The 24,967-nt window shown below is 38.7% G+C and carries 20 protein-coding genes and 1 tRNA gene; 13 read left to right on the top strand and 8 right to left on the bottom strand.

Annotated features, from left to right (window positions below; translation table 11 throughout):
- Positions 1-23: 23 nt before the first annotated feature.
- The 3 genes from VJJ03_RS04095 to glmS form a co-directional block, all read right to left on the bottom strand.
- On the bottom strand, positions 24-959 hold the full coding sequence (locus VJJ03_RS04095; protein WP_009744983.1) for a membrane protein: 936 nt from the start codon (positions 957-959) through the stop codon (positions 24-26).
- A gap of 256 nt (positions 960-1,215) precedes the next feature.
- Positions 1,216-1,288: transfer RNA gene (locus VJJ03_RS04090), tRNA-Met, on the bottom strand.
- A 137-nt stretch (positions 1,289-1,425) separates the two neighbouring features.
- A complete protein-coding gene (gene glmS / locus VJJ03_RS04085) occupies positions 1,426-3,276 on the bottom strand; it encodes a glutamine--fructose-6-phosphate transaminase (isomerizing) (protein ID WP_323973996.1) in 1,851 nt (616 codons plus the stop codon).
- Between the two features lie 193 nt (positions 3,277-3,469).
- Between glmS and VJJ03_RS04080 the strand changes: the two genes are divergently transcribed.
- The 7 genes from VJJ03_RS04080 to VJJ03_RS04050 all read left to right on the top strand — a co-directional run bounded on the left by VJJ03_RS04080 (position 3,470) and on the right by VJJ03_RS04050 (position 10,274).
- Positions 3,470-5,857: an efflux RND transporter permease subunit gene (locus VJJ03_RS04080; RefSeq protein ID WP_323974119.1), complete on the top strand. Its 2,388-nt coding sequence runs from the start codon at positions 3,470-3,472 to the stop codon at positions 5,855-5,857.
- Positions 5,854-6,435 (top strand): DUF502 domain-containing protein, encoded by a 582-nt coding sequence (locus VJJ03_RS04075; RefSeq protein WP_009744980.1) that lies wholly within the window; start codon positions 5,854-5,856, stop codon positions 6,433-6,435. Before VJJ03_RS04080 ends, VJJ03_RS04075 begins: the two co-directional genes overlap by 4 nt.
- Before the next feature lie 20 nt (positions 6,436-6,455).
- Positions 6,456-7,142: a 5'-methylthioadenosine/adenosylhomocysteine nucleosidase gene (locus tag VJJ03_RS04070; protein WP_040358194.1), complete on the top strand. Its 687-nt coding sequence runs from the start codon at positions 6,456-6,458 to the stop codon at positions 7,140-7,142.
- Positions 7,143-7,144: 2 nt separating this feature from the next.
- Positions 7,145-7,912, top strand: coding sequence for a patatin-like phospholipase family protein (locus VJJ03_RS04065; protein WP_009744978.1), 768 nt, complete (start codon positions 7,145-7,147; stop codon positions 7,910-7,912).
- A gap of 63 nt (positions 7,913-7,975) precedes the next feature.
- Positions 7,976-9,112, top strand: coding sequence for a beta-ketoacyl-ACP synthase III (locus VJJ03_RS04060; RefSeq protein WP_323973994.1), 1,137 nt, complete (start codon positions 7,976-7,978; stop codon positions 9,110-9,112).
- Positions 9,113-9,123: 11 nt separating this feature from the next.
- Positions 9,124-9,645, top strand: a complete 522-nt coding sequence (locus VJJ03_RS04055; protein WP_323974117.1) for a methyltransferase — start codon at positions 9,124-9,126, stop codon at positions 9,643-9,645.
- A gap of 113 nt (positions 9,646-9,758) precedes the next feature.
- Positions 9,759-10,274: a DUF3575 domain-containing protein gene (locus tag VJJ03_RS04050; RefSeq protein ID WP_009744975.1), complete on the top strand. Its 516-nt coding sequence runs from the start codon at positions 9,759-9,761 to the stop codon at positions 10,272-10,274.
- 70 nt (positions 10,275-10,344) lie between these two features.
- On the opposite strand, the gene VJJ03_RS04045 is transcribed toward VJJ03_RS04050, so the two are convergent.
- The 4 genes from VJJ03_RS04045 to VJJ03_RS04030 form a co-directional block, all read right to left on the bottom strand.
- Positions 10,345-11,232, bottom strand: coding sequence for a NifU family protein (locus VJJ03_RS04045; protein WP_323973992.1), 888 nt, complete (start codon positions 11,230-11,232; stop codon positions 10,345-10,347).
- 16 nt (positions 11,233-11,248) lie between these two features.
- Positions 11,249-11,755 (bottom strand): mechanosensitive ion channel family protein, encoded by a 507-nt coding sequence (locus VJJ03_RS04040; RefSeq protein WP_323973990.1) that lies wholly within the window; start codon positions 11,753-11,755, stop codon positions 11,249-11,251.
- Positions 11,756-11,814: 59 nt separating this feature from the next.
- Positions 11,815-15,141: a transcription-repair coupling factor gene (mfd, locus tag VJJ03_RS04035; RefSeq protein WP_323973988.1), complete on the bottom strand. Its 3,327-nt coding sequence runs from the start codon at positions 15,139-15,141 to the stop codon at positions 11,815-11,817.
- 158 nt (positions 15,142-15,299) lie between these two features.
- Positions 15,300-15,473, bottom strand: a complete 174-nt coding sequence (locus tag VJJ03_RS04030) for a hypothetical protein (protein WP_323973986.1) — start codon at positions 15,471-15,473, stop codon at positions 15,300-15,302.
- Between the two features lie 271 nt (positions 15,474-15,744).
- Here VJJ03_RS04030 and VJJ03_RS04025 point away from each other — a divergent pair, with 271 nt between their 5' ends.
- The 3 genes from VJJ03_RS04025 to VJJ03_RS04015 are packed head-to-tail and all read left to right on the top strand — an operon-like array spanning position 15,745 to position 19,209.
- Entirely contained in the window at positions 15,745-16,413 is a 669-nt protein-coding gene (locus tag VJJ03_RS04025; protein ID WP_009744970.1) for a succinate dehydrogenase cytochrome b subunit, read from the top strand.
- Between the two features lie 6 nt (positions 16,414-16,419).
- The gene (locus VJJ03_RS04020; RefSeq protein ID WP_009744969.1) at positions 16,420-18,450 is read left to right on the top strand and encodes a fumarate reductase/succinate dehydrogenase flavoprotein subunit; all 2,031 of its coding nucleotides are present in this window, start codon (positions 16,420-16,422) and stop codon (positions 18,448-18,450) included.
- 6 nt (positions 18,451-18,456) lie between these two features.
- Complete coding sequence (locus VJJ03_RS04015) at positions 18,457-19,209, top strand: succinate dehydrogenase/fumarate reductase iron-sulfur subunit (RefSeq protein WP_009744968.1); 753 nt, start codon at positions 18,457-18,459, stop codon at positions 19,207-19,209.
- Positions 19,210-19,517: 308 nt separating this feature from the next.
- Here VJJ03_RS04015 and argS read toward each other — a convergent pair whose 3' ends face one another.
- Entirely contained in the window at positions 19,518-21,287 is a 1,770-nt protein-coding gene (gene argS, locus VJJ03_RS04010) for an arginine--tRNA ligase (RefSeq protein WP_323973984.1), read from the bottom strand.
- A gap of 336 nt (positions 21,288-21,623) precedes the next feature.
- Between argS and VJJ03_RS04005 the strand changes: the two genes are divergently transcribed.
- The 3 genes from VJJ03_RS04005 to VJJ03_RS03995 all read left to right on the top strand — a co-directional run bounded on the left by VJJ03_RS04005 (position 21,624) and on the right by VJJ03_RS03995 (position 24,855).
- Positions 21,624-21,863 carry a FeoA family protein gene (locus VJJ03_RS04005; protein WP_009642050.1) on the top strand — a complete coding sequence of 80 codons (240 nt, stop codon included), beginning with the start codon at positions 21,624-21,626 and terminating at the stop codon, positions 21,861-21,863.
- Positions 21,860-24,031, top strand: coding sequence for a ferrous iron transport protein B (gene feoB, locus VJJ03_RS04000; protein WP_009744965.1), 2,172 nt, complete (start codon positions 21,860-21,862; stop codon positions 24,029-24,031). The genes VJJ03_RS04005 and feoB overlap by 4 nt, the downstream gene beginning before the upstream one ends.
- Before the next feature lie 143 nt (positions 24,032-24,174).
- On the top strand, positions 24,175-24,855 hold the full coding sequence (locus tag VJJ03_RS03995) for a hypothetical protein (RefSeq protein ID WP_009744964.1): 681 nt from the start codon (positions 24,175-24,177) through the stop codon (positions 24,853-24,855).
- Positions 24,856-24,967 lie beyond the last annotated feature (112 nt).

Raw genomic sequence — 24,967 nt, 5'->3', positions numbered from 1 at the left:
GCAAATCTTCACAAAAAGCAATATTATTTAAGCGTTTGCTTAATACTGCTGTTGATAGCCTTAAAAACTTCACTGTCTTGATGAGGTACACAGTCCTGTACCCAATACCACCAAAAATAACCACCCACGTAGTTCTTTACATATTTGGGCATTGCATAATAGTACTTTGCTCTTTGTACTTTGCTCTGTATAGGGTATTTTTTATAATCATTATTGCCACATTCCCCTATCCCTAATTTCACATTCGGGAAGATAGTTTCCAGATTATTAAATACCTTTTGCCAATTAGGCTGGTAATTGCCGTTATCATCTTCGTAATAGCTTACCAGTACATAATCCAACTGTTTTTTCATATCTTCGGGAATATATCTTTTTAGCCAATCCTCCATCGTTACCTTTTGGTCACCTGGCTTAAAATAGTAGCTCACAAGCACTGTTTTTGCATTTTTACTACGAATAAACTTATAAGCAGCATAGGCTTTAGCGGCAACAAACTGAGGGTCGTCCCCCAGCCAACCTTCTCCGTTAATTTCATTGCCCACTTCCCAAAAATCGGTATATGTCGAGAGTTCCTTATATGAATCCTGAAACCTCTTCAGATAACTCTTCACACTGGTATATCCCTTCATATCTTCTGAATCGGCAGGAGTTGCCATCACATAAGCCACTTGGTGAATAGCTGAAAAAAGCGGTTTATAATCTGCTATTGCGGTACCCTTAGACATCACAATGCGCACCGTAGGCTTCACAGGCATTGCCTTGATAGCCTCTACAATCTGCTGAACAGTAACCCCCGATTCCTCCCAACTATCATCTATAGTAATACCATACAAATAGGCATTGGTAGGCTTATCAGGGGTAGGTTTGTCTGGAATTGGCTTATCAGGAATAGGTTTATTAGGATCTGATTGAGAAACTCCGTCATTATTTTTATGGCAAGCTATAAAAGCGATTGCCATACATAAGTATAATATTCTTTTCATTTGTTAATAATTCTATTTTGAAAGCACAAAGGTACTATTTTTATTGCAAACTACTACAAATTTAAAAGGTCACGTCCTAAAAAGGTTGTTCAAAATATCATATAAATATAATAATCCTTTAAAATTCAACATTCTCATAATATTGACAATCCTCCAATACATTACCAGATTTAAGAATAGGGCATAAAAAAAATACGCTTGAAGGCGTATTTTTATTGGGATTGTTATTTCGTAGCGGGAGTTGGACTCGAACCAACGACCTTCGGGTTATGAGCCCGACGAGCTACCTACTGCTCTATCCCGCGATTTATGGGTGCAAAGGTACAACCTTTTTTTTAATTACCAAAATAAATTGATGTTTTTTATTCTCTATATAACCTTTTGGAAGACAAGACTTTATCAAAAAGTAATTTCTAATAAAGTTTCTTTTGCCAAAAAGCACTTATTCTACTGTCACAGATTTCGCTAAATTACGAGGCTGATCTACATTACAACCACGCATAGTAGCTATATGATAAGCGAGAAGTTGCAAAGGAATAACACTAAGGATAGGTGAGAATAATTCATCCACTTCCGGAATCTCTAAGATATGGTCAGCTATATGACTCATTTGAGTATCTCCTTGAGTTACTATCGCTATGATTTTTCCTTTACGCGCCTTGATTTCTTGTGCATTGGAAACTACCTTTTCATAATGTCCCTTAGAAGGGGCTAAGAATATAACGGGCATATTCTCATCTATCAGAGCAATAGGTCCATGCTTCATTTCAGCAGCTGGATAGCCCTCTGCATGGATATAGGAAATTTCCTTAAGCTTTAGAGCTCCTTCCAAAGCCACTGGAAAATTCAATCCTCTTCCTAAGTAAAGGCAATTAGAGACATCCTTATATTTCTTAGCAATTTCTATTACCTTTTCCTTAACCATTTCAAGAGTTTGTGCTACCAGGTCAGGGATCTGAGAGAGTTGCATACAGAGTTTCTTATAGGTATGTGGATTTATAGTTCCCTTTTTGTGTCCTAAATGCAATGCTAAGAGGGTCAGCACTGTAAGCTGTGTAGTGAAAGCCTTAGTGGAGGCTACACCTATCTCAGGACCCGCATGAGTATAAGTTCCTGAATCCGTAAGGCGCACGATGGAAGAACCCACTACATTACAAATTCCATAGATAAAAGCCCTTTTTTCTTTGGCTAACTTCAGTGCTGCTAAGGTATCTGCCGTCTCTCCTGATTGGGATATCGCAATCACTATATCTGAAGGATTGATCACAGGATTACGGTAGCGAAACTCAGAGGCATATTCTACCTCCACAGGAATACGTGCTAGTTCTTCAAAAAGGTATTCTCCTATCAATCCTGCATTCCAAGAAGTACCACAGGCTACTATAATAATGCGATCTGCATTAAGAAATTGTCTAAGATTATTATTAATACCTGATATTTTAGTAGTACCATCCTCTAGTAGACGACCTCGCATAGTATCATGAATGGATTGAGGTTGCTCAAAAATCTCTTTAAGCATAAAATGCTCATAACCACCCTTCTCTATAGCATCCAAATTAAGTTTAAGTTCTTGTACAAAAGGATTTACTTCCTTGTTATCCAATATTTTACGAACCTCTATATCCTTATTAAGTTCAATAACAGCCATCTCTCCGTCTTCCAGATATAAGGCATTCTTGGTATATTCAATGAAAGGAGAAGCATCGGAGGCTATATAGAACTCATTTTCTCCTATACCTATCACCAACGGGCTACCCAAGCGGGCTACCACCATCTTAGTGGGATTATCCTCCTCCATTACAGCAATGGCATAAGCTCCCACTACCTCAGTAAGGGCATAGCGCACCGCTGTTTCAAGATCTACCTGCTCCTTATTCTTAAGGTACTCTATAAAGTTCACCAATACTTCTGTATCAGTTTCCGAATGGAATGTGAATCCTTCCTTCTGTAATCGTTTCTTGATACTTAGATAGTTTTCAATGATACCATTGTGTACTATAGCTAATTTTCCAGAATTAGACAGATGAGGGTGTGAGTTAACGTTACTAGGTACCCCATGAGTTGCCCAACGAGTATGTCCCATACCGTAACAGGTATGAGTTGCCTCACTTCCTTCTTTGGAGGCTTTTTCTTCCAAGTCAGAAACTTTTCCTTTGGTTTTAGTACAGACAAACTTCCCCGCATTCACAATAAAACCAGCACTATCATACCCCCTATATTCTAAACGCTTAAGACCATTAATGATAATGGGATATGCATTCTTATTTCCTATATATCCTACAATTCCACACATATTTTTATTATTTCTAAATATTCCTGAATTAAGTGCAAAGTTACAATTTTTTTTTTATTTACAAAGTTCTTACTATTTTGCTTACCTTTGCACCAATGTTAAATGAAAGACAAAAAGTGAGGAATGAAACTCTATTTTTTACCATTATCTTATTAAACAACTGAAAGTGAGGAAAGTACTAAATAATTTCTGGATGTTCGTAGCACGCTTAGTATTGCGTAATCGCTATGTATTTCTTGCTTTTTTTGCAGGAATTACCATTTTTTTAGCATTACAATGGAAGAACATCCGTATGACCTATTCCGAAGCAAACATGCTTCCCGAAGACAACCCTATTAGTAAGGAATATGAACAATTCCTAAAGATTTTTGGAGAAGAAGGAAACTTAGTGGTTATTGGAGTAGATAGTAAGGCTATTGAAACACTTGAAAAGTTCAATAAGTGGAATGCCCTTGCCTCTGATTTACAGAAATATCCTCAAGTGGAAGGTGTACTCTCCCTCAATACTATTAAAGAGTTGGTCAAGGATACTGTGAAAGAGGCTTTTGTAACTCATGATTTCTTCCCTAAACAGATAAACAATCAAAAGGAATTAGATACGCTCACTCACAAGCTCCTTACACAGACCCCTGTGTATGAAGGACTTCTATTTAACCAAAAGAGAACTACCTTACGTATGGCGGTCTCTTTACGCAAGGATATTGTTAATACTGCTATTCGTAAGGATTTTATTCTTAAAGACCTCAGACCCTTAATAGAAAAATATCAAACTGAGCTACAAACTCCTTTGTATGTTTCAGGGATGCCCTATATACGTACCCTAAGCACTGAGGTTATTACAGGGGAGATAGGACTTTTCATAGGAGGAGCCCTACTGGCAACCTGTTTAGTGCTACTCTTCTTCTTTCGTTCTTTTCGTGCTATGTTTATCTCCCTCTGCTGTGTACTGGTTGGGGTAATGTGGGCATTCGGTTTTTTAGGACTTTTCCATTATGAGATTACCATACTCACTGCTGTTATTCCTCCTCTGGTCATAGTTATTGGGGTACCAAATTGTGTTTTTCTTATTAACCGTTACCAGCAAGAAATACAAAAGCATGGCTATAAGGCAATGGCTCTTCAGCGAGTAATTACCAAAGTAGGGAATGTTACCTTGCTAACCAACCTAACTACAGCGGCGGGCTTTGCTACTTTTATCATTACAGAAAGTAAAATACTTAAGGAATTTGGTATTGTCTCTTCCATCAGTATTATGTGCTTATACGTAATCTCATTATGCCTTATCCCTATCATCTATAGCTTTATGCCTATTCCAAAAGAGAGGCACCTGAAACATTTGTCCAAACAATGGATAGGAGGGCTCTTGCAAACTATAGAGCAGATCGTTAAGAAACATCGTTTTGCTACTTTCTCCGTAGCTGTTGCTCTTCTTGTAGTAAGTATTATTGGAATATATCGTATACATATCTCAGGAAGCATTATTGAGGACATGCCCAAGAGTGAAACATTCTATGACGATATTCTTTTCTTTGAAAAGCAGTTCGGAGGGATCATGCCTCTGGAAATTACGGTAGATACAGGACGAAAAAATGGTGTTATGCGCCCTAATACCCTACAGAGTATGGCTAAGTTAGAAGAATTCTTAGAAGATATACCTGAAATATCTCAACCCATTTCGGTAGTCAGATTAGTAAAATATGCTCGACAAGCTTTTTATAATGGAAAGGCTTCGTATTTTGATCTCCCTACCGCTCAAGAGCGCACTTTCTTACTTTCCTATATTAAGAATTCAGGAGGCAAGTCCGATATGCTTCATAGTATTGTAGATAGCACAGGACAGATAGCCCGTATTACTGTTTTTATGAAGGATATTGGCACCGAGAAAATGCATCATATAGAGGAAGCTATTGCTAAACAAACTGACAAACTCTTCCCTAAAGATCAATACACTATTCGCCTTACAGGAAAGGCTTATATGTTCACCAAAGGAACAGATTACTTAGTAGGGAACCTTATCCAGTCCTTACTCCTTACCATTGGGATTATTGCCTTAATGATGGGGTATATGTTTCGTTCGTTTAAAATGGTAATTATCTCATTGATTCCTAACTTATTACCTCTACTTATTACGGCAGGAGTCATGGGGTATGCAGGGATTCCTCTGAAACCTTCTACTATTTTAGTATTTGGTATTGCCTTCGGTATTTCTATTGATGATACTATTCATTTCCTTGCCAAATACCGTCAAGAACTGATTTACCATAATTGGAAAGTAAAACGCTCAGTATATGCTGCTTTACAGGAAACAGGGATTAGTATGTTCTACACTTCCATAGTGTTATTCTTTGGCTTTTCTATCTTCACACTCTCCAGTTTTGGAGGCACTAAGGCACTGGGTGGACTCATCTCAACTACTTTACTCTTTGCCATGGCAAGTAACCTTATCCTACTCCCTTCCTTATTAATAGCTTTGGAAAAAAGTATTGCCAACAAACAAACACTTAAAGAACCTAATATAGATGTCCTTGGAGAAGATGAGGACGAGGAGTCTACTAACACGGAAAAAGACAAGAGAATATGAACCCTTATATACGTACTTTTCTAAAATATTTCCTACAGGGGGTACTTATCATAGGTCCTCTTAGCACAACTATTTGGATTATCTGGTCTATTTTTTATAGTGTGGATAATCTTATCCCTCATATTTCAGAGCGCTTCCCTGGTCTGGTCTTTGCTATTATCGTAGTAGGGACTACTATCATTGGCTATCTGGGGAGTCGTTTTCTTGCTGGGAAACTCTTAGTAGAGGGGCTGAACTATATTCTGGAGCACACCCCTGGCGTAAAATTCATCTACAAAACTATCCGTGAGGTAATAGGTTCTTTTGTAGGAGACAAACAAAAATTCTCCACCCCTGTATGGGTGAGAGTACAGGAGAATCCAGAGATATGGCGCATAGGATTTCTCACTCAGGAAGATATGTCCTTTGCTTCACTTTCTCAGATGGTGAGTGTGTATCTGCCTCATTCGTATGCCATATCAGGCTGGGTGATAGTGATTCAGAAAGAAAATATAAAGCCTGCTGAGGGTTTCTCTGCCAAACAGGCTATGGAGTTCGCTGTCAGTGGAGGAACTGTAGGAATGAAAAATGAAAAGTAAAAAAACAAAGAATAAAAGCCATGAGAATAGGAATTATTGGAGCAATGGAAATTGAAATTCAGCTCCTTAGAGCACAAATAGGCAATCCTGCTCCTACCACCTTACATCAGTATAACTTCTATGAAGGAACTATAGGAGCTCATCAGATAGTAGTACTCCTCTGCGGTATTGGCAAGGTAAGTGCTGCGGTAGGAACCTCCCTTTTGATAGACCATTTTTCTCCTGACCTTATCATCAATACAGGTACTGCCGGAGGCTTGCAGCACAGTAAGGTATTTGACATAGTACTTGCCACTGAAGTACTCTATTATGATGTAGATATAACTGCCTTTGGCTATGCTTTAGGACAGCAAGCACAGATGCCTAAGGGGTATCTCCCTGCTAAAGAATGGTTCACCAAAGCACAAGAAACGATTAAAAAACACTCCTCCCAGCTTCACTGTGCCCCTATTGTTAGTGGGGACTCTTTTGTAAGTAAGCCTCAAACACGCCAATGGATAGAATCACACTTCCCTGAGGCTCTCGCAGTGGAAATGGAGGCAGCGGCTATTGCCCAAACTTGCTATTTGCTTAATACTCCTTTTCTCATCCTACGTGCTGTATCGGACAATGCAGGGGAAGGGAATACCATTTCATACGATACTTTCGTCAAGCAAGCCGCTACCCTATCGGCAAAAATGAATACTGATTTTATAAAACAAATTTAAATATGAAAACCTTTGGACTTGTTCTCTCAGGAGGAGGGGTTCGTGCCTTAGCCCATGCAGGAATCCTCAAGGCTTTAGAAGAGCATGAGCTCAGACCCTCTATTATTTCAGGTACTAGCGGAGGTGCCCTTATAGGAGGATTGTATGCTTCAGGAGTTTCTCCTGAAGAAATGAAAGACTTTTTTAAGAGTACTCCTCTTTTCAAATTCTCTATGTTCTCCTTTGGAAAAATGGGCTTAGTAGATAGTGATAAGTACCCTGCCCTTTTCAAAAAGTTTATCACTTGTCAAACTTTTGAAGAACTTTCCATCCCCCTTATCGTCACTGCAACCAATCTCATTAGTGGAAAGGCTACCTATTTCAGTCAGGGAAAGCTTATAGAACCCCTTATTGCTTCTTCAGCATTACCCCCTTACTTCTCTCCTGTAAAGATAGATAAAGACCTCTACTGTGATGGAGGATTGCTTAATAATTTCCCTATTGAACCTCTAAAAGGAAAATGTGAAATCCTCATAGGAAGCTTTGTTAATCCTCTGGGGCAAGTCAGCGAAAAAGAACTCAATAGCCCTATCAAATTCCTACAACGAATCTATAACATTACCTTAGATGGATCCTACAGCCGAAAATTCAAAAAATGTGATTATATCTTCCTCCTTCAGCTCAATAATATAGGAGTGTTGGATGTTAAGCTCATTGATAATGCCTTTGATTATGGATACCAACAAGCCTTCAAGCAAATAGATACCCTTAGACGATTGATAAGTGAATAGCTAAAAAATTTGTACCTTTGCACGTCCAAAACAAATTACACTTCCATAAACTATTGAATTTTAATGAATCAAGTATATATCACCAAAGCAAGTAAGTATTTGCCTAATGCTCCTGTTAACAATGAGCAAATGGAACTTTTCTTAGGAAAGATCCAGGACTCCACCTCCAAAGCAAAGCGGATTGTACTGAGGAACAATGGTATACAAACTCGCTATTATGCCCTTGACCCACAGGGGAATCCTACCCATACCAATGCATCGCTTACTTGCCTTGCCATAGAAAATCTCTTTGATAATCATTTTTCTCTTAAGAATATAGAAGTGCTCTCCTGTGGCACCTCCACCCCTGACTGTTTACTGCCTTCACATGCAGCTATGGTGCATGGACTGTTAAAGGGACAATCTGTGGAATTAAACTCTTCTGCTGGGGTATGCAATTCAGGTATGAATGCCTTGAAGTTTGGTTATCTTTCTGTAAAAGCAGGCAATAGTATAAATGCCGTATGCACAGGTTCCGAAAGGGTCTCTGCATGGTTACGTTCGGATAAGTATGAAACAGAAATACAATCTCTCACTCTCTTGGAAGAACATCCTATTATAGCTTTTCAGAAGGACTTCTTACGCTTCATGCTCTCCGATGGAGCAGGAGCTTTCCTTTTGGAAAATGTACCTCATCCTATAGGCACTTCCCTCCGCATAGAATGGATGGAGGCTTTCTCCTATGCCCATCAGTTAGAAGCCTGCATGTATGCAGGAGGAGAAAAACAGGCAGATGGTTTCCTTAAAGCATGGAGTGATTATACCCCTGAACAATGGTTAGAACAATCTATCTTTGCCATCAAGCAAGATGTAAAGCTCCTCAATGAGAATATCTTACTCAAAGGGGCAGAAAGTATGCACACTGCCTTATGCAAACATGCGCTCTCTGCCGATGAGGTTACTTATTTCCTCCCTCATATTTCTTCTAACTACTTTAGAGAACGTTTATATGAGCAACTTAAAAAAGTAGGAATCAATATTCCTTTAGAACGCTGGTTTATGAACCTAACAAAAGTAGGTAATGTAGGAAGTGCCTCCCCTTACCTCATGCTTGAAGAACTGATGAATTCAGGGAATCTCAAACAAGGGGATACTTTGCTGCTCTCTGTTCCTGAAAGTGGGCGCTTTTCCTATTCTTATGCCTTTTTAAGAGTAATGTAATCATGAATGAAATGTACCAGATTTATCCTGAAAAACGCTATCGGAGAACATTGACTATCTTAAAGCAATTTGCCCCTAAGGATACCCATATATTGGACTTAGGAGTGCGTAATCCGTTCTCTGAAGTGATGGAAAGAGAAGGTTATACGGTAACCAATACCTCTGGTGAGGATTTGGATCTTTATCCTGAAAAACTAACACAATACAAAAGTGATTTTGTAACTGCTCTGGAAATATTGGAGCATCTGGTGAATCCCTTTGGAGTGTTACAGCATCTCCCTGCCCAAAAACTCTTGGTAACCGTCCCCTTACGACTATGGTTCGCCTCTGCTTACCGTAATGACAAAGATCCTCGTGATTGCCATTATCATGAATTTGAAAGTTGGCAACTGGATACGCTCTTAGAGAAAACAGGCTGGGAAATCAAGTATCGTGAAAAATGGACACACCCTACTGGAAAATTAGGGTTCCGCCCCCTATTAAGATACTTCGTACCAAGATACTATGCTGTATATGCCGAAAGGAAAATATAGTTTTAAGAAAGACTCTTTTTCGGAATCTTCACAAATCAGATTTTCCACTTGTAAAAGATAGTTTATTTAAAAAAAAATAGTACTTTTGCACCCTAATTTAAAAGTGAATTTATATGAAAAGAATACTTTTTAGTATGGCACTGGCACTTGTTTCCTTAAGTGCTTTTGCACAAACGTATAAGAATGAAGCTAAGCTTAACATTCTTAATGTAATAGCAGTTCCTTCTATAGAACTTGGCTATGAATATTACTTGGATGATAACCAATCCGTAGATGGAGAAATCTTTTTTATTGACCGCTTTTCTTATTTTCCAAAAGATGGAGGTAAGTTCAATGCTACCAGTTTTAAAGTAGGATATAACTATTACTTTGATTCCACTGATGCAGTAGGTATTTACCTAAATCCTTTTATAAAAGTTCGTGTAGGAAAATATACCGATAAGGACGATGTAGAAACCAAAATGGGTGCTTTTATCATTGGAGTAGGTGCTGGTTATGCATGGGTATTCAATAGTAAGTTTGTGGTAGCTCCTTATGCAAATATCGGTCGTAACTTCAGCGGACCTGTCAACGAAAAATTCTGGGCAGTAGAGCCTAATGCTGGGGTTCGCTTAGGATTCCGTTTCTAATTTATAACTTTGTTTTATACTCAGAGAGGCTGTCCGAAAAGGGTAGCCTCTCTCTTGTTCATCCTTCACCTTAATTTATGGCTTCTACTACAATTCTTTCATTCTTCATCTTTTCTCTTAGGATAGCCTCTATCCCCTGCTTTAAGGTGAGTTTGGACGAAGGACAACCATTACAAGCCCCTTGCATGAGTACTTTTACTACCTGAGATTCTTTATCATAACTAACAAACTGTATATTTCCTCCATCACTGGAGACTGCAGGTTTTATATATTGATCTAAGATGGCAATAATCTTTCTGGAATAAATATCATTTAAAGTAGGTAACCCCTTAGGTCTGTCCCCTTCTTCTACTATCACCCTCACCACAGGTTTTCCTGCCATAAGGTATTGGCGAATGAATTCTCTAAGTTCCATCATCACTTCTTCCCATAATATTTTGGGTTGGCGAATAACAGAGATATAATTACTATCAAAAAAGACTTCCTTCACATAAGGAAACTTAAAAAGTGCTGCTGCCAAAGGAGATTCAGCAGCCTCTTGAGCAGACTTGTATTCATATACACGGCTAACGAGTTTCTTATTAGCTACAAATTTCATTGCCATAGGATTAGGAGTACTCTCCACATAGATAGTAACAGGGATTTTACGCAGAGGAACCGCCTCTTCAGGTATATTATCTATGAGTATAGGAGCTCCTCTTCTAAGATAAGCCTCTACTTGAAGTGCTACCTCTTGGGCAACATCATCCCATTCCACAATAGGAAGGGCTTCTAAGGCAATAAAATTAGCCGAGATAAATACTGTCTTTATAAAAGGAATAGCTAAGAGTTCCTTCGCTAATGGACTATTCTCAGCTTGTTCTTCTGTGGTAAACTGGTAACTCCCTTTAACAAGAATGACAGGAGCCTCAAGCTTTATAATTGCCGGATTAGTGGTTCTTTGTATGTCCAATCTCATGATTATCTAAAGTTATTTATTTTATAATAACTACTGCTTTCTGTAGGAGCAAATTATTAGGTAGGGAGACTTTCTCCCCTGTAGCGGTTTTCAGCAAGGTATAGAAAGAATTAATATCTTTTATCTCTGCTTCTAAAGGGAAATCTTTATCCATGATACGGATCCTATCCCCTATCTTAAAAGGAAAGGAGAAAAATACAATAATCCCTGCCGTTACATTACTCAGTATAGACCATTGGGCAAAAAATGCTACCCCAATTACAGTAAGTATGGAAGAGATAAAGAGAAATATCTGGTCAGGCTTTACTCCCCAAATGGAAACAACCACTACAAAGAGTAATCCCCATAAAAGAAAATCTATATACTTCTTGACCAATTGAATACGTGCTTTAGGGAAATCGGACTTTACCCCGAAACGCTTCACCAGGGAATCCGTAAAACGCTTGAGAAAAAAGAATATAAACAAGGTGATCACCGTAGCGATGATATGCCCATACTTCTCTGTAGCAAAATTAAAAATCATAATATGAAAAAATTAAGGGTAAATACTTTTACTAATTGTATCAACTTTCATATCCTTCTCTAGAAGCTGTTCAGAATTCTTAAAGCCTTATCTATGGAAGTAATCTTATCAAAGGTGATGATCAGGCGCAATCCGTTACGTGTTTCTTTTTCATTGAGGTGGCACTTATCTGAATTAAGCTGTACAAAACTCAATACTTTTTGAAAAATATCACTCTGGTAGAATTTGCTTTGTTGGTCTGCTATAAAGTAGCCAAGCATTTTCCCTTGCTTCATTATAAGCCGTTCTATGCCCATTCGTGTAGCTACCCACTTGATGCGAACAGAATTAAGTAGGTCTTTTGCTTGTTGTGGCAAAGGACCAAAACGGTCTATTAATCGGTTCTCATATCTGGTAAGTTCCTCTTCACTCTTGAGATTACTTAACTCATTATACAAGTTAAGCCTTTCGGTAATACTATTGATATAATTATCTGGATAAAGTAACTCAAAATCACTATCCAACTGAGTATCGGTAAGGAATACTTCTGTTTGAGAGGTATCTGTATAGAGGGAGGCAAATTCATTTTCCTTGAGTTCCATTACGGCTTCTTGTAGGATTTTTTGGTAAGCATCAAAACCTATATCATTAATAAAGCCACTCTGTTCTCCACCAAGCAGATCTCCTGCCCCTCGTATCTCTAAATCCTTCATAGCAATCTGAATACCACTTCCTAAATCGGAGAACTGAGCAATAGCTTGGATACGCTTACGGGAATCCTCCGGTAATTCCGAAAGATTAGGGGTGATAAAGTAGCAAAAAGCCTTTTTGTTACTGCGCCCCACTCTACCTCGCATTTGGTGAAGGTCAGAGAGTCCAAAATGCTGAGCATTATGAATAAATATAGTATTAGCATTAGGAACATCCAAACCACTTTCTATAATGGTAGTGGCTACTAAAATATCATAATCTCCATTGATAAAAGCAAGCATGACTTCCTCAAGGGCTTTTCCCTCCATTTGTCCATGTCCTATTCCTATCCTTGCATCAGGAACAAGGCGCTGAATCATTCCTGCCACCTCCTTAATATTCTCCACTCGGTTATGGATAAAGAATACCTGTCCCCCTCGTTGCAATTCATAAGAAATAGCATCGCGGATTGCCTCCTCACTGAAAGTGATTACTTGGCTTTCAATAGGGTAGCGATTAGGTGGTGGAGTGGTAATTACTGAGAGGTCACGAGCAGCCATCAGGCTGAACTGTAAGGTACGCGGGATAGGGGTGGCTGTAAGGGTCAATACATCTATATTCTCACGTAAGGTTTTAAGCTTATCCTTGACGGCTACGCCAAATTTCTGTTCTTCATCAATGATAAGCAAACCTAAATCCTTATATTTCACTTTCTCATTCACAATTTGGTGAGTGCCTATAAGAATATCTATCTTTCCTAAAGCCAAATCAGTTAATACTTGGTTCTTCTCCTTAGCAGTACGAAAACGATTGAGATATTCCACCCGTACAGGAAGCCCCTTAAGGCGGTCGCAGAATGTCTGGTAATGCTGGAACGCTAAGATGGTAGTAGGTACCAATACGGCTACTTGCTTACTGTTATCCACAGCTTTGAAGGCAGCACGTATAGCTACTTCCGTTTTTCCAAAACCAACATCTCCACACACTAACCTATCCATAGGACGGGCACTCTCCATATCCTGCTTAACTTCAAGGGTTGCCTTACTTTGATCAGGGGTATCTTCATAGATAAAAGAGGCTTCCAGTTCCTTCTGTAGGAAAGAATCTGGAGCAAAAGCATATCCTACGGATTCCTTACGCTTAGCATAAAGTTGAATAAGATTAAAGGCAATTTGCTTGACCCGTGCTTTAGTCCTCTGTTTAAGGGTCTTCCAGGCAGAACTACCCAGCTTATAAAGCTTAGGAGGAGCTCCATCCTTACCATTATACTTACTGATTTTGTGTAGGGAATGAATACTCACATACAGGACATCCCTATCCCCATAAATGAGCTTAATAGCTTCCTGTTGCCTTCCATCCACCTCTATTTTTTGCAAGCCAGCAAACTTACCTATCCCATGATCAATATGTGTTACATAGTCTCCTATAGTCAGCTGATGGAGTTCCTTAAGGGTAATGGCTTGCTTCTTAGCATAGCCATTTCGGATATTGAACTTATGATAACGTTCCAATATCTGGTGGTCAGTATAACAGTTGATTTTATCTAATGTATCCGTAAAGCCCATAGCAAGAGGAAATTCAATAAGTTCACAGGGCACCTGTTCATGTAGTTCCTCAAAGATATCCAAAAAACGCTGAGCCTGTTGAACACTTACACAACAAATATAGTTGCTGTATCCTTCATTATATTTTTCCTTAAAGTGCTGTATGAGCAGTTCAAAGCGCTTATTAAAGGAGGGTTGTGTGCGCATGGCAAAGAAAACCTTCTCTCCCTTTTCCTCTTGGGGAAAATGAGGATTAATCTTAATGACATACCGCCTTTCAAACTCCTTAAGCAACTCCGTTGCTTCAGAGAAGAGTTCCTGAGGAGGCAAGTGCGCAATGGTATTATTAAGCGTCGCAAAGGTCTCCTGTGCCTTCTGGTACATCTTTTCCCACTTAGGAACAAAAAGTTCAAAATCTTGAGTAAAAATCAGAGTATTCTCAGACAAAAGGGACAGAAAAGAGGTTCGTTGCTCCCCTGCCAATTTGTTTTCTATATTAGGAATAATCACCACAGAGGGTACCTGCTGAATGGAAAGTTGTGTTTCCACATCAAAGCTACGGATGCTCTCTATTACATCCGAAAAGAATTCAATGCGGTAAGGAGTATCATTGGAGAAGGAAAAGACATCCACAATCCCTCCTCGTACGGAGAATTCCCCAGGTTCACTTACAAAATCTACTCTGTTGAACTGATATTCAAAGAGTACTTCATTCAGAGTATCCAATGAAAGTTGCTCTCCCACCTTAAGGGTAAGGGTATTCTTTTCCAATTGCTGCCGGGTCAGCACCTTCTCAAAAAGAGCTTCACTGTAGGAAACTACTACCTTTGCTTCCTTTTGTATATGAGAGAGTACCTCAGCGCGCAGAAGCACATTAGCATTATCTGTTTCCTCTGTCTGATAAGGACGACGGTAACTACTGGGAAAGAAAAGCACCTGATCTTGCCCTAGAAGTAGCTCCAAATCATTGAGTAAGTAAGCGGCTTGCTCCTTATCATCTCCTACAAAAAAGAGAGTTTGCTTTGTTTGTTTAAAAATCTCTGAAAGAACAAAAGAGATAGCTGATCCTACAATACCCTCCATATAACAGGGTATTTTCCCTTTTATGTGTTGAGACAACAGCTTGTAAGATTCTCCCTCCCAAAAGGAGGTAAGAAGTAGTTCTTTACTCATCTTATAAAGTATTCCTGACCAAAAGGCAAAAGTACAACTTTTCCAATGAATAACGAAAAATGGAAATAGAAAATTCGCAAAATGAAATAAATTTTATTTTTCTCAACTCCAGAGCGTATAAATTGCTTTGGTACTATTTTTTTAGCCTCATTTTCCTCCTATAAGACGAATTTCTCCAAAGAACCCTCTGGTACTAAAGTTTTATCTATAAGAATAATAGCATCTGTTTCAGGTGTATTACAACACAGTATTTCTCTATCTTTCTGTTTGTTTTCTTTGTGACAAGCCCCAAGAGACAAGATCACAACTAATAAATATATTATTTTTTTCATGATATATTAATTTACTTTGGTATCGAAAAAATACATTTTTTAAAACAAAAAAATAAACTTTTTGTGATTTTTTATTAAATATTTAATCTCTTTCTATTCCATTAAAAACTAAATAAGAAGAGTCTCATTTTTTATCTAATTTAAACCAACTATAAATTAGGTAGTTTCTCCCATTTTTTGTTGTAAAGAATTATAAAACATTGTACCTTTGTGGCATTATTACGTAAATGATTTAATTCATTCATTTTTAGAAACTTATATATTAAAGAATATGCGAATATTTAAAACATCCGTTGCAAGAAAAGTGGCGATGGCTTTATCGGCATTTTTTCTTATTCTTTTCTTGGTGATACACTTGGCAGTGAACTTCATGTCAGTGTTGAGCGAAGATACTTTCAACATGCTTTCTCATTTTATGGGAACCAATCCTCTTATCCAGTTTGCTTTGCAGCCTGTACTTTTATTAGGGGTGATTTTTCACTTTGTAATGGGGTTTGTCCTTGAACTCCAGAACAAAAAAGCACGTGGTAATAATCCTTATTACAGTTACAATGGAGCTGCCAATGCCTCTTGGATGTCCCGTAATATGATTATCACAGGAATCATGATTCTTCTTTTCCTTGCCCTTCACCTATATGACTTTTGGGTAGGCGAAATGAACTACAAGTACATTCAAGGATATGCTCCTGATGAAACCCGTTACTATGGAGAGCTTGTAGAAAAGTTCCATTCTCTTTGGCGTGTTATCCTCTATGTGTTAGCTTTTGTTTTCCTCTGCTTACACTTGCTTCACGGATTCCAATCCGCTTTCCAATCCATGGGTTGGAAGGATGACAAACGCAAAAAATTCATCAGTTGTTTAGGAAATTGGTATTCCTACATCATCTGTGGAGGCTTTATTTTTGTAGCCCTTTACCATTACATTAACTCTTTAATATAACACCTTATGAGTACATTAGATTCTAAAATACCAGAAGGTCCTCTTGCGGACAAATGGACAAAATATAAAGATCATATCAACCTTGTAAACCCTGCTAACAAGCGTAATATTGATATTATTGTGGTAGGTACAGGACTTGCGGGAGGGTCTGCTGCTGCTACTTTGGCTGAACTTGGTTATAATGTAAAAGCTTTTGCTTACCAAGACTCTCCCCGTCGTGCTCACTCTATTGCTGCACAGGGAGGTATCAATGCTGCTAAAAACTATATGGGAGATGGTGACTCTACCTACCGCCTTTTCTATGATACTGTAAAAGGAGGTGACTATCGTGCCCGTGAAGCCAATGTATACCGCTTAGCAGAAGTCTCTGGGAATATTATTGACCAATGCGTGGCACAAGGAGTGCCTTTCGCACGTGATTATGGTGGACTCTTGGACAACCGATCTTTCGGTGGGGTACTCGTTTCTCGTACCTTCTACGCTAAGGGACAAACAGGACAACAGCTGCTTTTAGGTTGTTATGCGGCTATGAACCGACAAATAGCTCGTGGTAAAATAGATATGTATAACCGTCATGAAATGCTTGACGTGGTAATTGTAGATGGTAAGGCTCGTGGAATCATAGCTCGTAACCTCGTAACAGGAGAAATCGAACGTCACTCCGCCCATGCTGTGGTAATCGCCACTGGAGGGTATGGTAACGTATATTTTCTTTCCACCAATGCTATGGGTTGTAATGCTACAGCAGCTTGGAAAATACACAAGAAAGGTGCTTTCTTCGCTAATCCTTGCTTTACTCAAATTCACCCTACTTGTATCCCACGCTCAGGAGACTATCAGTCTAAGCTAACCCTTATGTCCGAATCCTTACGTAATGATGGACGTATTTGGGTACCTAAGAAAATGGAAGATGCCATTGCTATTCGTGAAAAACGTAAAAAACCTACCGAAATACCTGAAGAAGACCGTGATTACTACTTGGAACGCCGCTATCCTGCTTTTGGTAACCTTGTGCCTCGTGACGTAGCTTCTCGTGCCGCTAAAGAACGTTGTGATGCTGGTTATGGAGTGAATGAAACAGGGGAAGCTGTATACCTTGACTTCTCCTCTGCTATCGAACGTTACGGACGTGAACAATGTAAAATTCATGGTATAGAAAACCCTAGCAAAGAAGAAATTACCAGTCGTGGAGAAAAAATCATTGAGGCTAAGTATGGTAATCTTTTCCAAATGTACGAAAAGATTGTAGCGGAAAATCCTTACAAAACCCCTATGATGATTTACCCAGCTACTCACTACACTATGGGAGGTATCTGGGTGGATTATAACCTAATGACCACTGTGCCTGGACTTTATGCCATAGGAGAGGCTAACTTCTCTGACCATGGTGCCAACCGATTGGGCGCTTCTGCCTTAATGCAAGGCTTGGCAGATGGCTATTTCGTATTACCTTATACCATAGGTGACTATCTTTCTGCGGATATCCGTACCGGAAAAATCCCTACCAACTCTCCTGAGTTTGATGAAGCAGAACGCGTAGTGAAAGAACGCTTAGCTCACTTTATCAATAACAAAGGAACCCACTCCGTAGATTACTTCCACAAGAAGCTCGGTAAGGTGATGTGGGACAAAGTAGGTATGGCTCGTAATGCAGAAGGTCTTAAACAAGCCATCCAAGAAATACGCGAAATTCGTGAAGAGTTCTGGCGCGATGTAAAAGTACCTGGAGAACTCACTGGTATGAATGTAGAACTGGAAAAAGCTAATCGTGTAGCCGACTTCCTTGAACTGGGTGAACTCTTTGCTAAAGATGCCTTAGAGCGCAACGAATCTTGTGGTGGACACTTCCGTGAAGAGTATCAAACTCCAGAAGGGGAAGCCCTCCGTGATGACAAAAACTATGCATACGTAGCGGCTTGGCAATACACAGGTGATCCTACTGAGATAATTAACACCTACAACCCAAGCGAAGAGGTATTACACAAAGAACCTTTAGTATTCAAAGATATAGAACTCAAACAACGTAGTTATAAATAAGAAGATATGGCAACAATGAACCTAACACTCAAAGTGTGGCGACAGAAAAACTCTCAAGAGAAAGGTCGCATGGTAGAATATAAAGTCAATAACATTTCCGATCACATGTCTTTCTTGGAAATGTTGGATATACTGAATGAACAACTTATAGAGCAAGGAGAAGAACCTATCGCTTTTGATCATGACTGCCGTGAAGGTATCTGTGGTATGTGTTCTCTCTTTATCAATGGAGAAGCTCACGGACCTGACCGAGGGATAACTACCTGCCAACTACACATGCGTATGTTCAAGGATGGTGATACCATCACTATTGAACCATGGCGTTCTACAGCTTTCCCTGTAATCAAAGACCTTATGGTGGATAGAAGTGCTTTTGAACGCATCCAACAGGCTGGAGGGTACATCTCCGTCAATACCTCTGGTAATACACAGGATGCTAATGCTATTCCTATTCCTAAGCGCGATGCTGACCGCTCTATGGATGCAGCCGCTTGTATAGGTTGCGGAGCTTGTGTAGCCACTTGTAAGAATTCCTCAGCAATGCTCTTTGTCGCTGCTAAAGTATCTCAGTTCGCCCTACTCCCTCAAGGACGGGTAGAGGCTACCGAACGTGTACTTAACATGGTTAACCAAATGGAACATGAAGGTTTTGGTAACTGTACCAATACTGGCGCTTGTGAAGTAGAGTGTCCTAAGGGTATCTCCTTGGAGAATATCGCAAGATTGAACCGTGAATACCTCAAAGCAAGTATTAAATAGTTCACTATCCTAACCTTGGGATTCATTTATAATCTAATAAAGAGGCTACCATTTTTGGATAGCCTCTTTTATTATTTATCATTAAGCCTTTTATGCTTCTTAAAAGGGATTCCCTTGCATATCAGATAAGAATGATAGCTATTGGAAATATCATTCTGCCATTGAGGAAGTATTGAGGAAGTAATAAAATAATCAAAAAAACTCTATTATTCCCCTTGGATGTTCTGCCCTCGTATAAGCAAGGAACAATATTATAGGAGTAAGTACCAAAAGTGAGAAATAATGAAAAATTTTCATGCTTACTTATTTTACATTCTTTCAGGCACTTGAATACCTAATAGATCAAACCCTGTAGCTATTACCTCTCCTACCTTAGAGGAGAGATGGTATCTTAAAGCTCGTTTCAAGAAATCTTCTTCTCCAAGGATAGATAAATTCTGATAGAAAGAATTAAACTCCTTAACCAGATCATATACATAGTTAGCTATCAAAGCAGGGTTATAGGTGGTCGCTGCATTCTGTATTACCTCTGGAAAAATCATAAGTAACTTAATCAACTGTTTCTCTTTAGAATGTAGCGGGATATATACTGGTGATATCTCATAAATTCCTTTTCGCATAATAGAGCGTATACGAGCGTATGTATATTGGATAAAAGGTCCTGTGTTCCCTTGAAAATCAATAGACTCTTCCGGATTAAAAGCTATTTTCTTCTTAGGGTCTACTTTAAGGATATAATATTTTAAGGCTCCCAAGCCTATAATATGGTAGAGTTCTTGTTTCTGCTGCTCGGTGTATCCCTCTAATTTGCCAAGCTCTTGAGAGAGCCCTTGAGCCACAGAAACCATTTCCTGCATAAGGTCATCAGCATCTACCACCGTTCCTTCACGACTTTTCATTTTCCCATTAGGGAGTTCCACCATGCCATAACTCAAGTGATAAAGGTTCTTTGCCCAGCTATAACCTAACTTTTGTAAAATAAGGAAGAGTACCTTAAAATGATAATCCTGTTCGTTTCCTACCGTGTAAATCATCCCGGTAATATTAGGAAAATCATCCTCTATGCGCTTAGTAGCCGTACCAAGGTCTTGGGTGATGTATACAGAGGTACCATCGGAACGGAGTACTAGTTTCTCATCCAACCCTTCCTCAGTAAGGTCTATCCATACAGAACCATCCTCTTTACGATAAAATACACCTGATTCCAAACCTTTCTGGACAATATCTTTACCTAAAAGATATGTTTCGCTCTCGTAGTAATTTCGGTCAAAACTTACTCCTAAATTATGATAAGTAACCTCAAAACCATCATATACCCATTGGTTCATTTGCTTCCAAAGAGCAAGAATTTGAGCATCGCCCTTCTCCCAACGGCGAAGCATCTGTTGGGCTTGCTGAAATATAGGAGCTTGTCTCTCTGCTTCCTCTTTACTTTTCCCTTGTGAAACAAGTTCTGCAACTTGCTCCTTATAGGCTTTATCAAAGAGTACATAATACTTTCCTACGAACTTATCTCCCTTGATGCCTGTGCTTTGTGGTGTCTCTCCATTACCAAAGAGTTGCCAAGCAAGCATGGACTTACAAATATGGATACCTCGATCATTGATAATCTGAGTTTTATACACTTTTTTCCCTGTAGCTTCCAATATTTTTGCCATAGAGAAGCCTAAGAGGTTATTACGAATATGACCTAAGTGAAGAGGTTTATTCGTATTAGGAGAGGAATATTCCACAATCACTGCAGGAGCATCTGCTGTTACAGGGATCTTACCATAGTCCTTTTGGGATAATATACTATTGAAAATGCTCAAAAAGTAGCTATCCATGATAGTAAGATTCAGAAAACCCTTCACTACATTATAACCAACTATAGGAGTCCTCTCTTTCAAATAAGCCCCTAACTTCTCTCCTATTTCCTGAGGATTAGCTTTAATATACTTAAGTAAGGGAAAAAGAACAAGGGTAAAATCTCCTTCAAATTCCTTGCGTGTCTGCTGGATTTCTATATTATCTATAGTCACTCCATAAAGTTGCTTTATTCCTTCTTTACTGTTTTCTAATAGAATATCCTGTAACATTTCTCATGTATTTATTAAGTGGCAAAGGTACAAAATAATTTTTAGTTTCGTTTTTTTAGTTTCGTTTTTTTAGTTTCCTCCTACCTCCTTACAAATGGAGTTCTTTTATCTCTTTAATGCTATAAGTGAATATATGCAAAGTAATACCAAAGCATTCGTATGATCAAGGCTTTCTTACTTAAAACCAAATTATCTATTATAATCATTCTTTTTATCCTATTAAAACCCAACCTTATTACATTTTTTAGATTTTGGTAAATTATTTTGTTGTTATAATATAAAATTGTAATTTTGCTCGTCTAAAAATATATTTTATATTATATAAATAATATACTTATGTTACTTACTTTAGCTTCTCTAAAAACAGGACAAGTCGCTATTATTGAAGGATTTACCCCTGAATGTCGACAAGAGGTACGACAACGCTTGTTGGACTTAGGCTTTGTACGTGGTTCCAAAATATTTGTGGAGAATATAAGCCCTTTGGCTGACCCTGTAGCATATAATATTCATAATACCCAAATTGCCCTCCGCAAAGAGGATGCCCTTTGTATATTAATTAGCTTATCCCTATGAAAAATACTTGTGATACTTGTGCTCTAAACCCTTCAACTTCCCTAAAACCCTTAGGAGAGGAGACAGGGACTTTTGATTATACTATTGCTTTGGCTGGTAATCCTAATACTGGGAAGAGTACTGTGTTCAATGCTCTTACCGGTCTGCGCCAACACACGGGCAATTGGCCTGGAAAAACAGTTACCCGTGCTGAGGGAAGTTTTCTATTCCATGACTTACGTTACAAAATAATTGATCTCCCTGGCACATATTCGCTACTTTCTACCTCTGAAGATGAGGAAGTAGCACGGGATTTTATTCTCTTTGGTAAGCCTGATGTAACCGTGATAGTGGTAGATGCAAGTCGCTTAGAGCGAAACCTAAGTCTTACCCTTCAAATATTAGAAATTACAGATAAAGCAGTGCTTTGCCTAAACTTAATGGATGAGGCTTCCCGACATCATATTAGCATAGATACACGTACTCTTTCACGGGATCTGGGTATTCCTGTAGTAGCTACCAGCGCCCGTACCAGAGAAGGTATTGATGATTTACTTCTTGCCATTGAGGAGGTAGTAAGTGGTAAGTTCCAAACTAAGAAAAAAACATTTATAGAACTCCCTAAACAGCACATTGAAGCTATTGCACAATTAGAGCAAATACTTAACAAACTGAACCCTACACTCCCTAATACACATTGGCTAGCTATGCGCCTTATTGAAGGTGACCAAAGTATAAAAAAAGGAATAGCCGAAGGTTCTTTTTCGGAAAAAAACAATCCTGAAGAACAAAAGCATCTACTACACATCGCTCAGAAGTACCATCAACTATTAGGCGACAACTACCGTAATGATTTAGTAGAAGCTATTTATGCACAAGCCTCTGCCCTGACAAATGCTTCAGTGAGTACAGACCTCTCTGCTCGCTCTTTCCGCATAGATCGTGCCATTGATAGGATAGTAACTCATAAGTTTTGGGGATTTCCTATTATGTTCCTTCTATTGGCTATAGTATTATGGATTACTATTACAGGTGCTAACTACCCATCAGAACTACTTTCCGATTTTTTTGTAGGTTGGTTATATCCTCTGCTGAAGAGTGGCGCTGAGACTTTGCATTTTCCATGGTGGCTTAGCGGTTTCCTTATTGATGGCATCTATCTGGCTACTACTTGGGTTATTTCAGTGATGTTACCTCCTATGGCTATTTTCTTCCCTTTATTTACCCTTTTGGAGGATTTTGGCTACCTACCACGTGTAGCTTTCAACTTAGATAAGCTCTTTCGCCGGGCAGGAGCACATGGCAAGCAAGCCCTTACGATGAGTATGGGATTTGGCTGTAATGCTGCAGGAGTCGTGGCAACACGTATTATTAATAGTCCACGAGAGAAACTTATTGCTATTATTACTAATAACTTTTCTCTCTGTAATGGCAGATGGCCTACCCAAATACTCATTGCTACCCTATTCATTGGAGCATTGGTACCCAAACAATGGTCTGGTACTGTATCCATGCTCGCTGTAATAGGAATTGCAATATTAGGAATTATCTTTTCATTTTTCACATCGTGGTTACTGAGCAGAACTTTGCTCAAAGGAGAGTCCTCTTTCTTTGTATTAGAACTCCCTCCTTATCGTCCTCCACGTTTCTTTCAAACTCTTTATACCTCTCTTATTGACCGTACCCTCATTGTACTGTGGCGTGCTATCGTATTTGCAGCTCCTGCAGGAGCCATAATATGGCTCATTTGTAATATACAAATAGGCAGTCAACCCATAGCCTTATGGCTTATACATGGCTTAGATCCTATAGGTATATTCATAGGACTTAACGGAGTGATTCTCTTGGCATACATAGTAGCCATTCCTGCCAATGAGATCGTTATCCCCACTATACTAATGCTTACCACAATGTTATTAGGTCAAGCTACCGCAGGCGAAGCAGGTGTACTGGTGGAGGCTAGTACCTCCGAAATAGACACCTTACTACATGCGGGGGGCTGGAGCCTATTAACTGCTATTAATCTGATGCTATTCAGCTTATTACACAACCCTTGTAGTACTACTATCTATACGATTTATAAGGAGACTAATAGTAAAAAATGGACGCTCATTGCTACCTTTTTACCTGTACTATATGGGGTATTGGTGTGTTTTTTACTAAGCAGAGTGTGGAAAATAGCCTTTTAAGAACTCGTTTTCTTTTTTGGGTAAAAAAGTGGATGTTTTTAGTGCTCTCATTAATAATATACTATTTTTTAATAAGACAGAATTTTACAAAGTTTAAGAGACTTGAATCAAAATACAAAACTATAACATATTAAAATGTAACCATGAGAAAAATCATTACAAGTGTAGCTATCATGAGTTTGCTCACCGCATGTGGTGAAAAACCAACACAAGAAAAGGCGGATTATGCAGTGATCTCAGGAAAGGTATCCATTCCTGAAAACCAGAAAATACAGCTCATTCTTAACAACGAAGTTCTTAAGGAGATTCCTGTCGGCACCGATGGCTCTTTCCGAGATACCATACGTCCTATAACAGAGAATCATTCTTACTATCTCTTTGAGAATCCTACTCTATTAGTTCCTCTTTATTTAGATAATGAGACTAATATAGAACTCTCTCTTAATCAAGATCTCTCCAAAGTAACCTTATCCGGTACGCAAGCAAAGCAAACACAATACCTAATAGAGAGAGAACTCTTTGTCAATAATAAAATATTTAGATCCGATGGGGCACTTTTCAAGCAGGAACCACAAGTCTTTAAGCAAAGCCTTAAATCTCTCTTCAGTGAACTTGAAACAAAGCTAAAAGGCTATGGATTAGAGGAAGATTTCGTAAAAAACCAACAAAAATGGATTAAGTATAAATATATAGGAGCATTGACAGAATATCCTGATTCTTATGACTATTTCTTAGGTAAGCAACCCACACTTCCTGAAGATTTCTATGCAGAAAGAAATGAAATAGATTTTGATAATGCTCATCAATACAATAAACGTGTTTAAACTTTTTTGAGGAACTTGGAGATAAACCCTAATAGGAGCATTCCAATCCAAGTTACATCAAGATACTCATATCTCATTATCAAACCTTTATATCCGTCAAGCCAACCATTTG

The organism is Capnocytophaga sp. G2 (assembly GCF_035282625.1).
GTDB lineage: Bacteria > Bacteroidota > Bacteroidia > Flavobacteriales > Flavobacteriaceae > Capnocytophaga.
Note: the sequence above shows the minus strand (reverse complement) of the source record. Positions and strands in the feature narration are given on the sequence as shown.

Excerpts from the sequence above, each read along its gene's own strand:
- VJJ03_RS04095 (WP_009744983.1), bottom strand. The coding sequence starts at position 959 with ATGGCAATCGCTTTTATAGCTTGCCATAAAAATAATGACGGAGTTTCT.
- glmS (WP_323973996.1), bottom strand. The coding sequence starts at position 3,276 with ATGTGTGGAATTGTAGGATATATAGGAAATAAGAATGCATATCCCATT.
- VJJ03_RS04080 (WP_323974119.1), top strand. The coding sequence starts at position 3,470 with ATGTTCGTAGCACGCTTAGTATTGCGTAATCGCTATGTATTTCTTGCT.
- VJJ03_RS04075 (WP_009744980.1), top strand. The coding sequence starts at position 5,854 with ATGAACCCTTATATACGTACTTTTCTAAAATATTTCCTACAGGGGGTA.
- VJJ03_RS04070 (WP_040358194.1), top strand. The coding sequence starts at position 6,456 with ATGAGAATAGGAATTATTGGAGCAATGGAAATTGAAATTCAGCTCCTT.
- VJJ03_RS04065 (WP_009744978.1), top strand. The coding sequence starts at position 7,145 with ATGAAAACCTTTGGACTTGTTCTCTCAGGAGGAGGGGTTCGTGCCTTA.
- VJJ03_RS04060 (WP_323973994.1), top strand. The coding sequence starts at position 7,976 with ATGAATCAAGTATATATCACCAAAGCAAGTAAGTATTTGCCTAATGCT.
- VJJ03_RS04055 (WP_323974117.1), top strand. The coding sequence starts at position 9,124 with ATGTACCAGATTTATCCTGAAAAACGCTATCGGAGAACATTGACTATC.
- VJJ03_RS04050 (WP_009744975.1), top strand. The coding sequence starts at position 9,759 with ATGAAAAGAATACTTTTTAGTATGGCACTGGCACTTGTTTCCTTAAGT.
- VJJ03_RS04045 (WP_323973992.1), bottom strand. The coding sequence starts at position 11,232 with ATGAGATTGGACATACAAAGAACCACTAATCCGGCAATTATAAAGCTT.
- VJJ03_RS04040 (WP_323973990.1), bottom strand. The coding sequence starts at position 11,755 with ATGATTTTTAATTTTGCTACAGAGAAGTATGGGCATATCATCGCTACG.
- mfd (WP_323973988.1), bottom strand. The coding sequence starts at position 15,141 with ATGAGTAAAGAACTACTTCTTACCTCCTTTTGGGAGGGAGAATCTTAC.
- VJJ03_RS04030 (WP_323973986.1), bottom strand. The coding sequence starts at position 15,473 with ATGAAAAAAATAATATATTTATTAGTTGTGATCTTGTCTCTTGGGGCT.
- VJJ03_RS04025 (WP_009744970.1), top strand. The coding sequence starts at position 15,745 with ATGCGAATATTTAAAACATCCGTTGCAAGAAAAGTGGCGATGGCTTTA.
- VJJ03_RS04020 (WP_009744969.1), top strand. The coding sequence starts at position 16,420 with ATGAGTACATTAGATTCTAAAATACCAGAAGGTCCTCTTGCGGACAAA.
- VJJ03_RS04015 (WP_009744968.1), top strand. The coding sequence starts at position 18,457 with ATGGCAACAATGAACCTAACACTCAAAGTGTGGCGACAGAAAAACTCT.
- argS (WP_323973984.1), bottom strand. The coding sequence starts at position 21,287 with ATGTTACAGGATATTCTATTAGAAAACAGTAAAGAAGGAATAAAGCAA.
- VJJ03_RS04005 (WP_009642050.1), top strand. The coding sequence starts at position 21,624 with ATGTTACTTACTTTAGCTTCTCTAAAAACAGGACAAGTCGCTATTATT.
- feoB (WP_009744965.1), top strand. The coding sequence starts at position 21,860 with ATGAAAAATACTTGTGATACTTGTGCTCTAAACCCTTCAACTTCCCTA.
- VJJ03_RS03995 (WP_009744964.1), top strand. The coding sequence starts at position 24,175 with ATGAGAAAAATCATTACAAGTGTAGCTATCATGAGTTTGCTCACCGCA.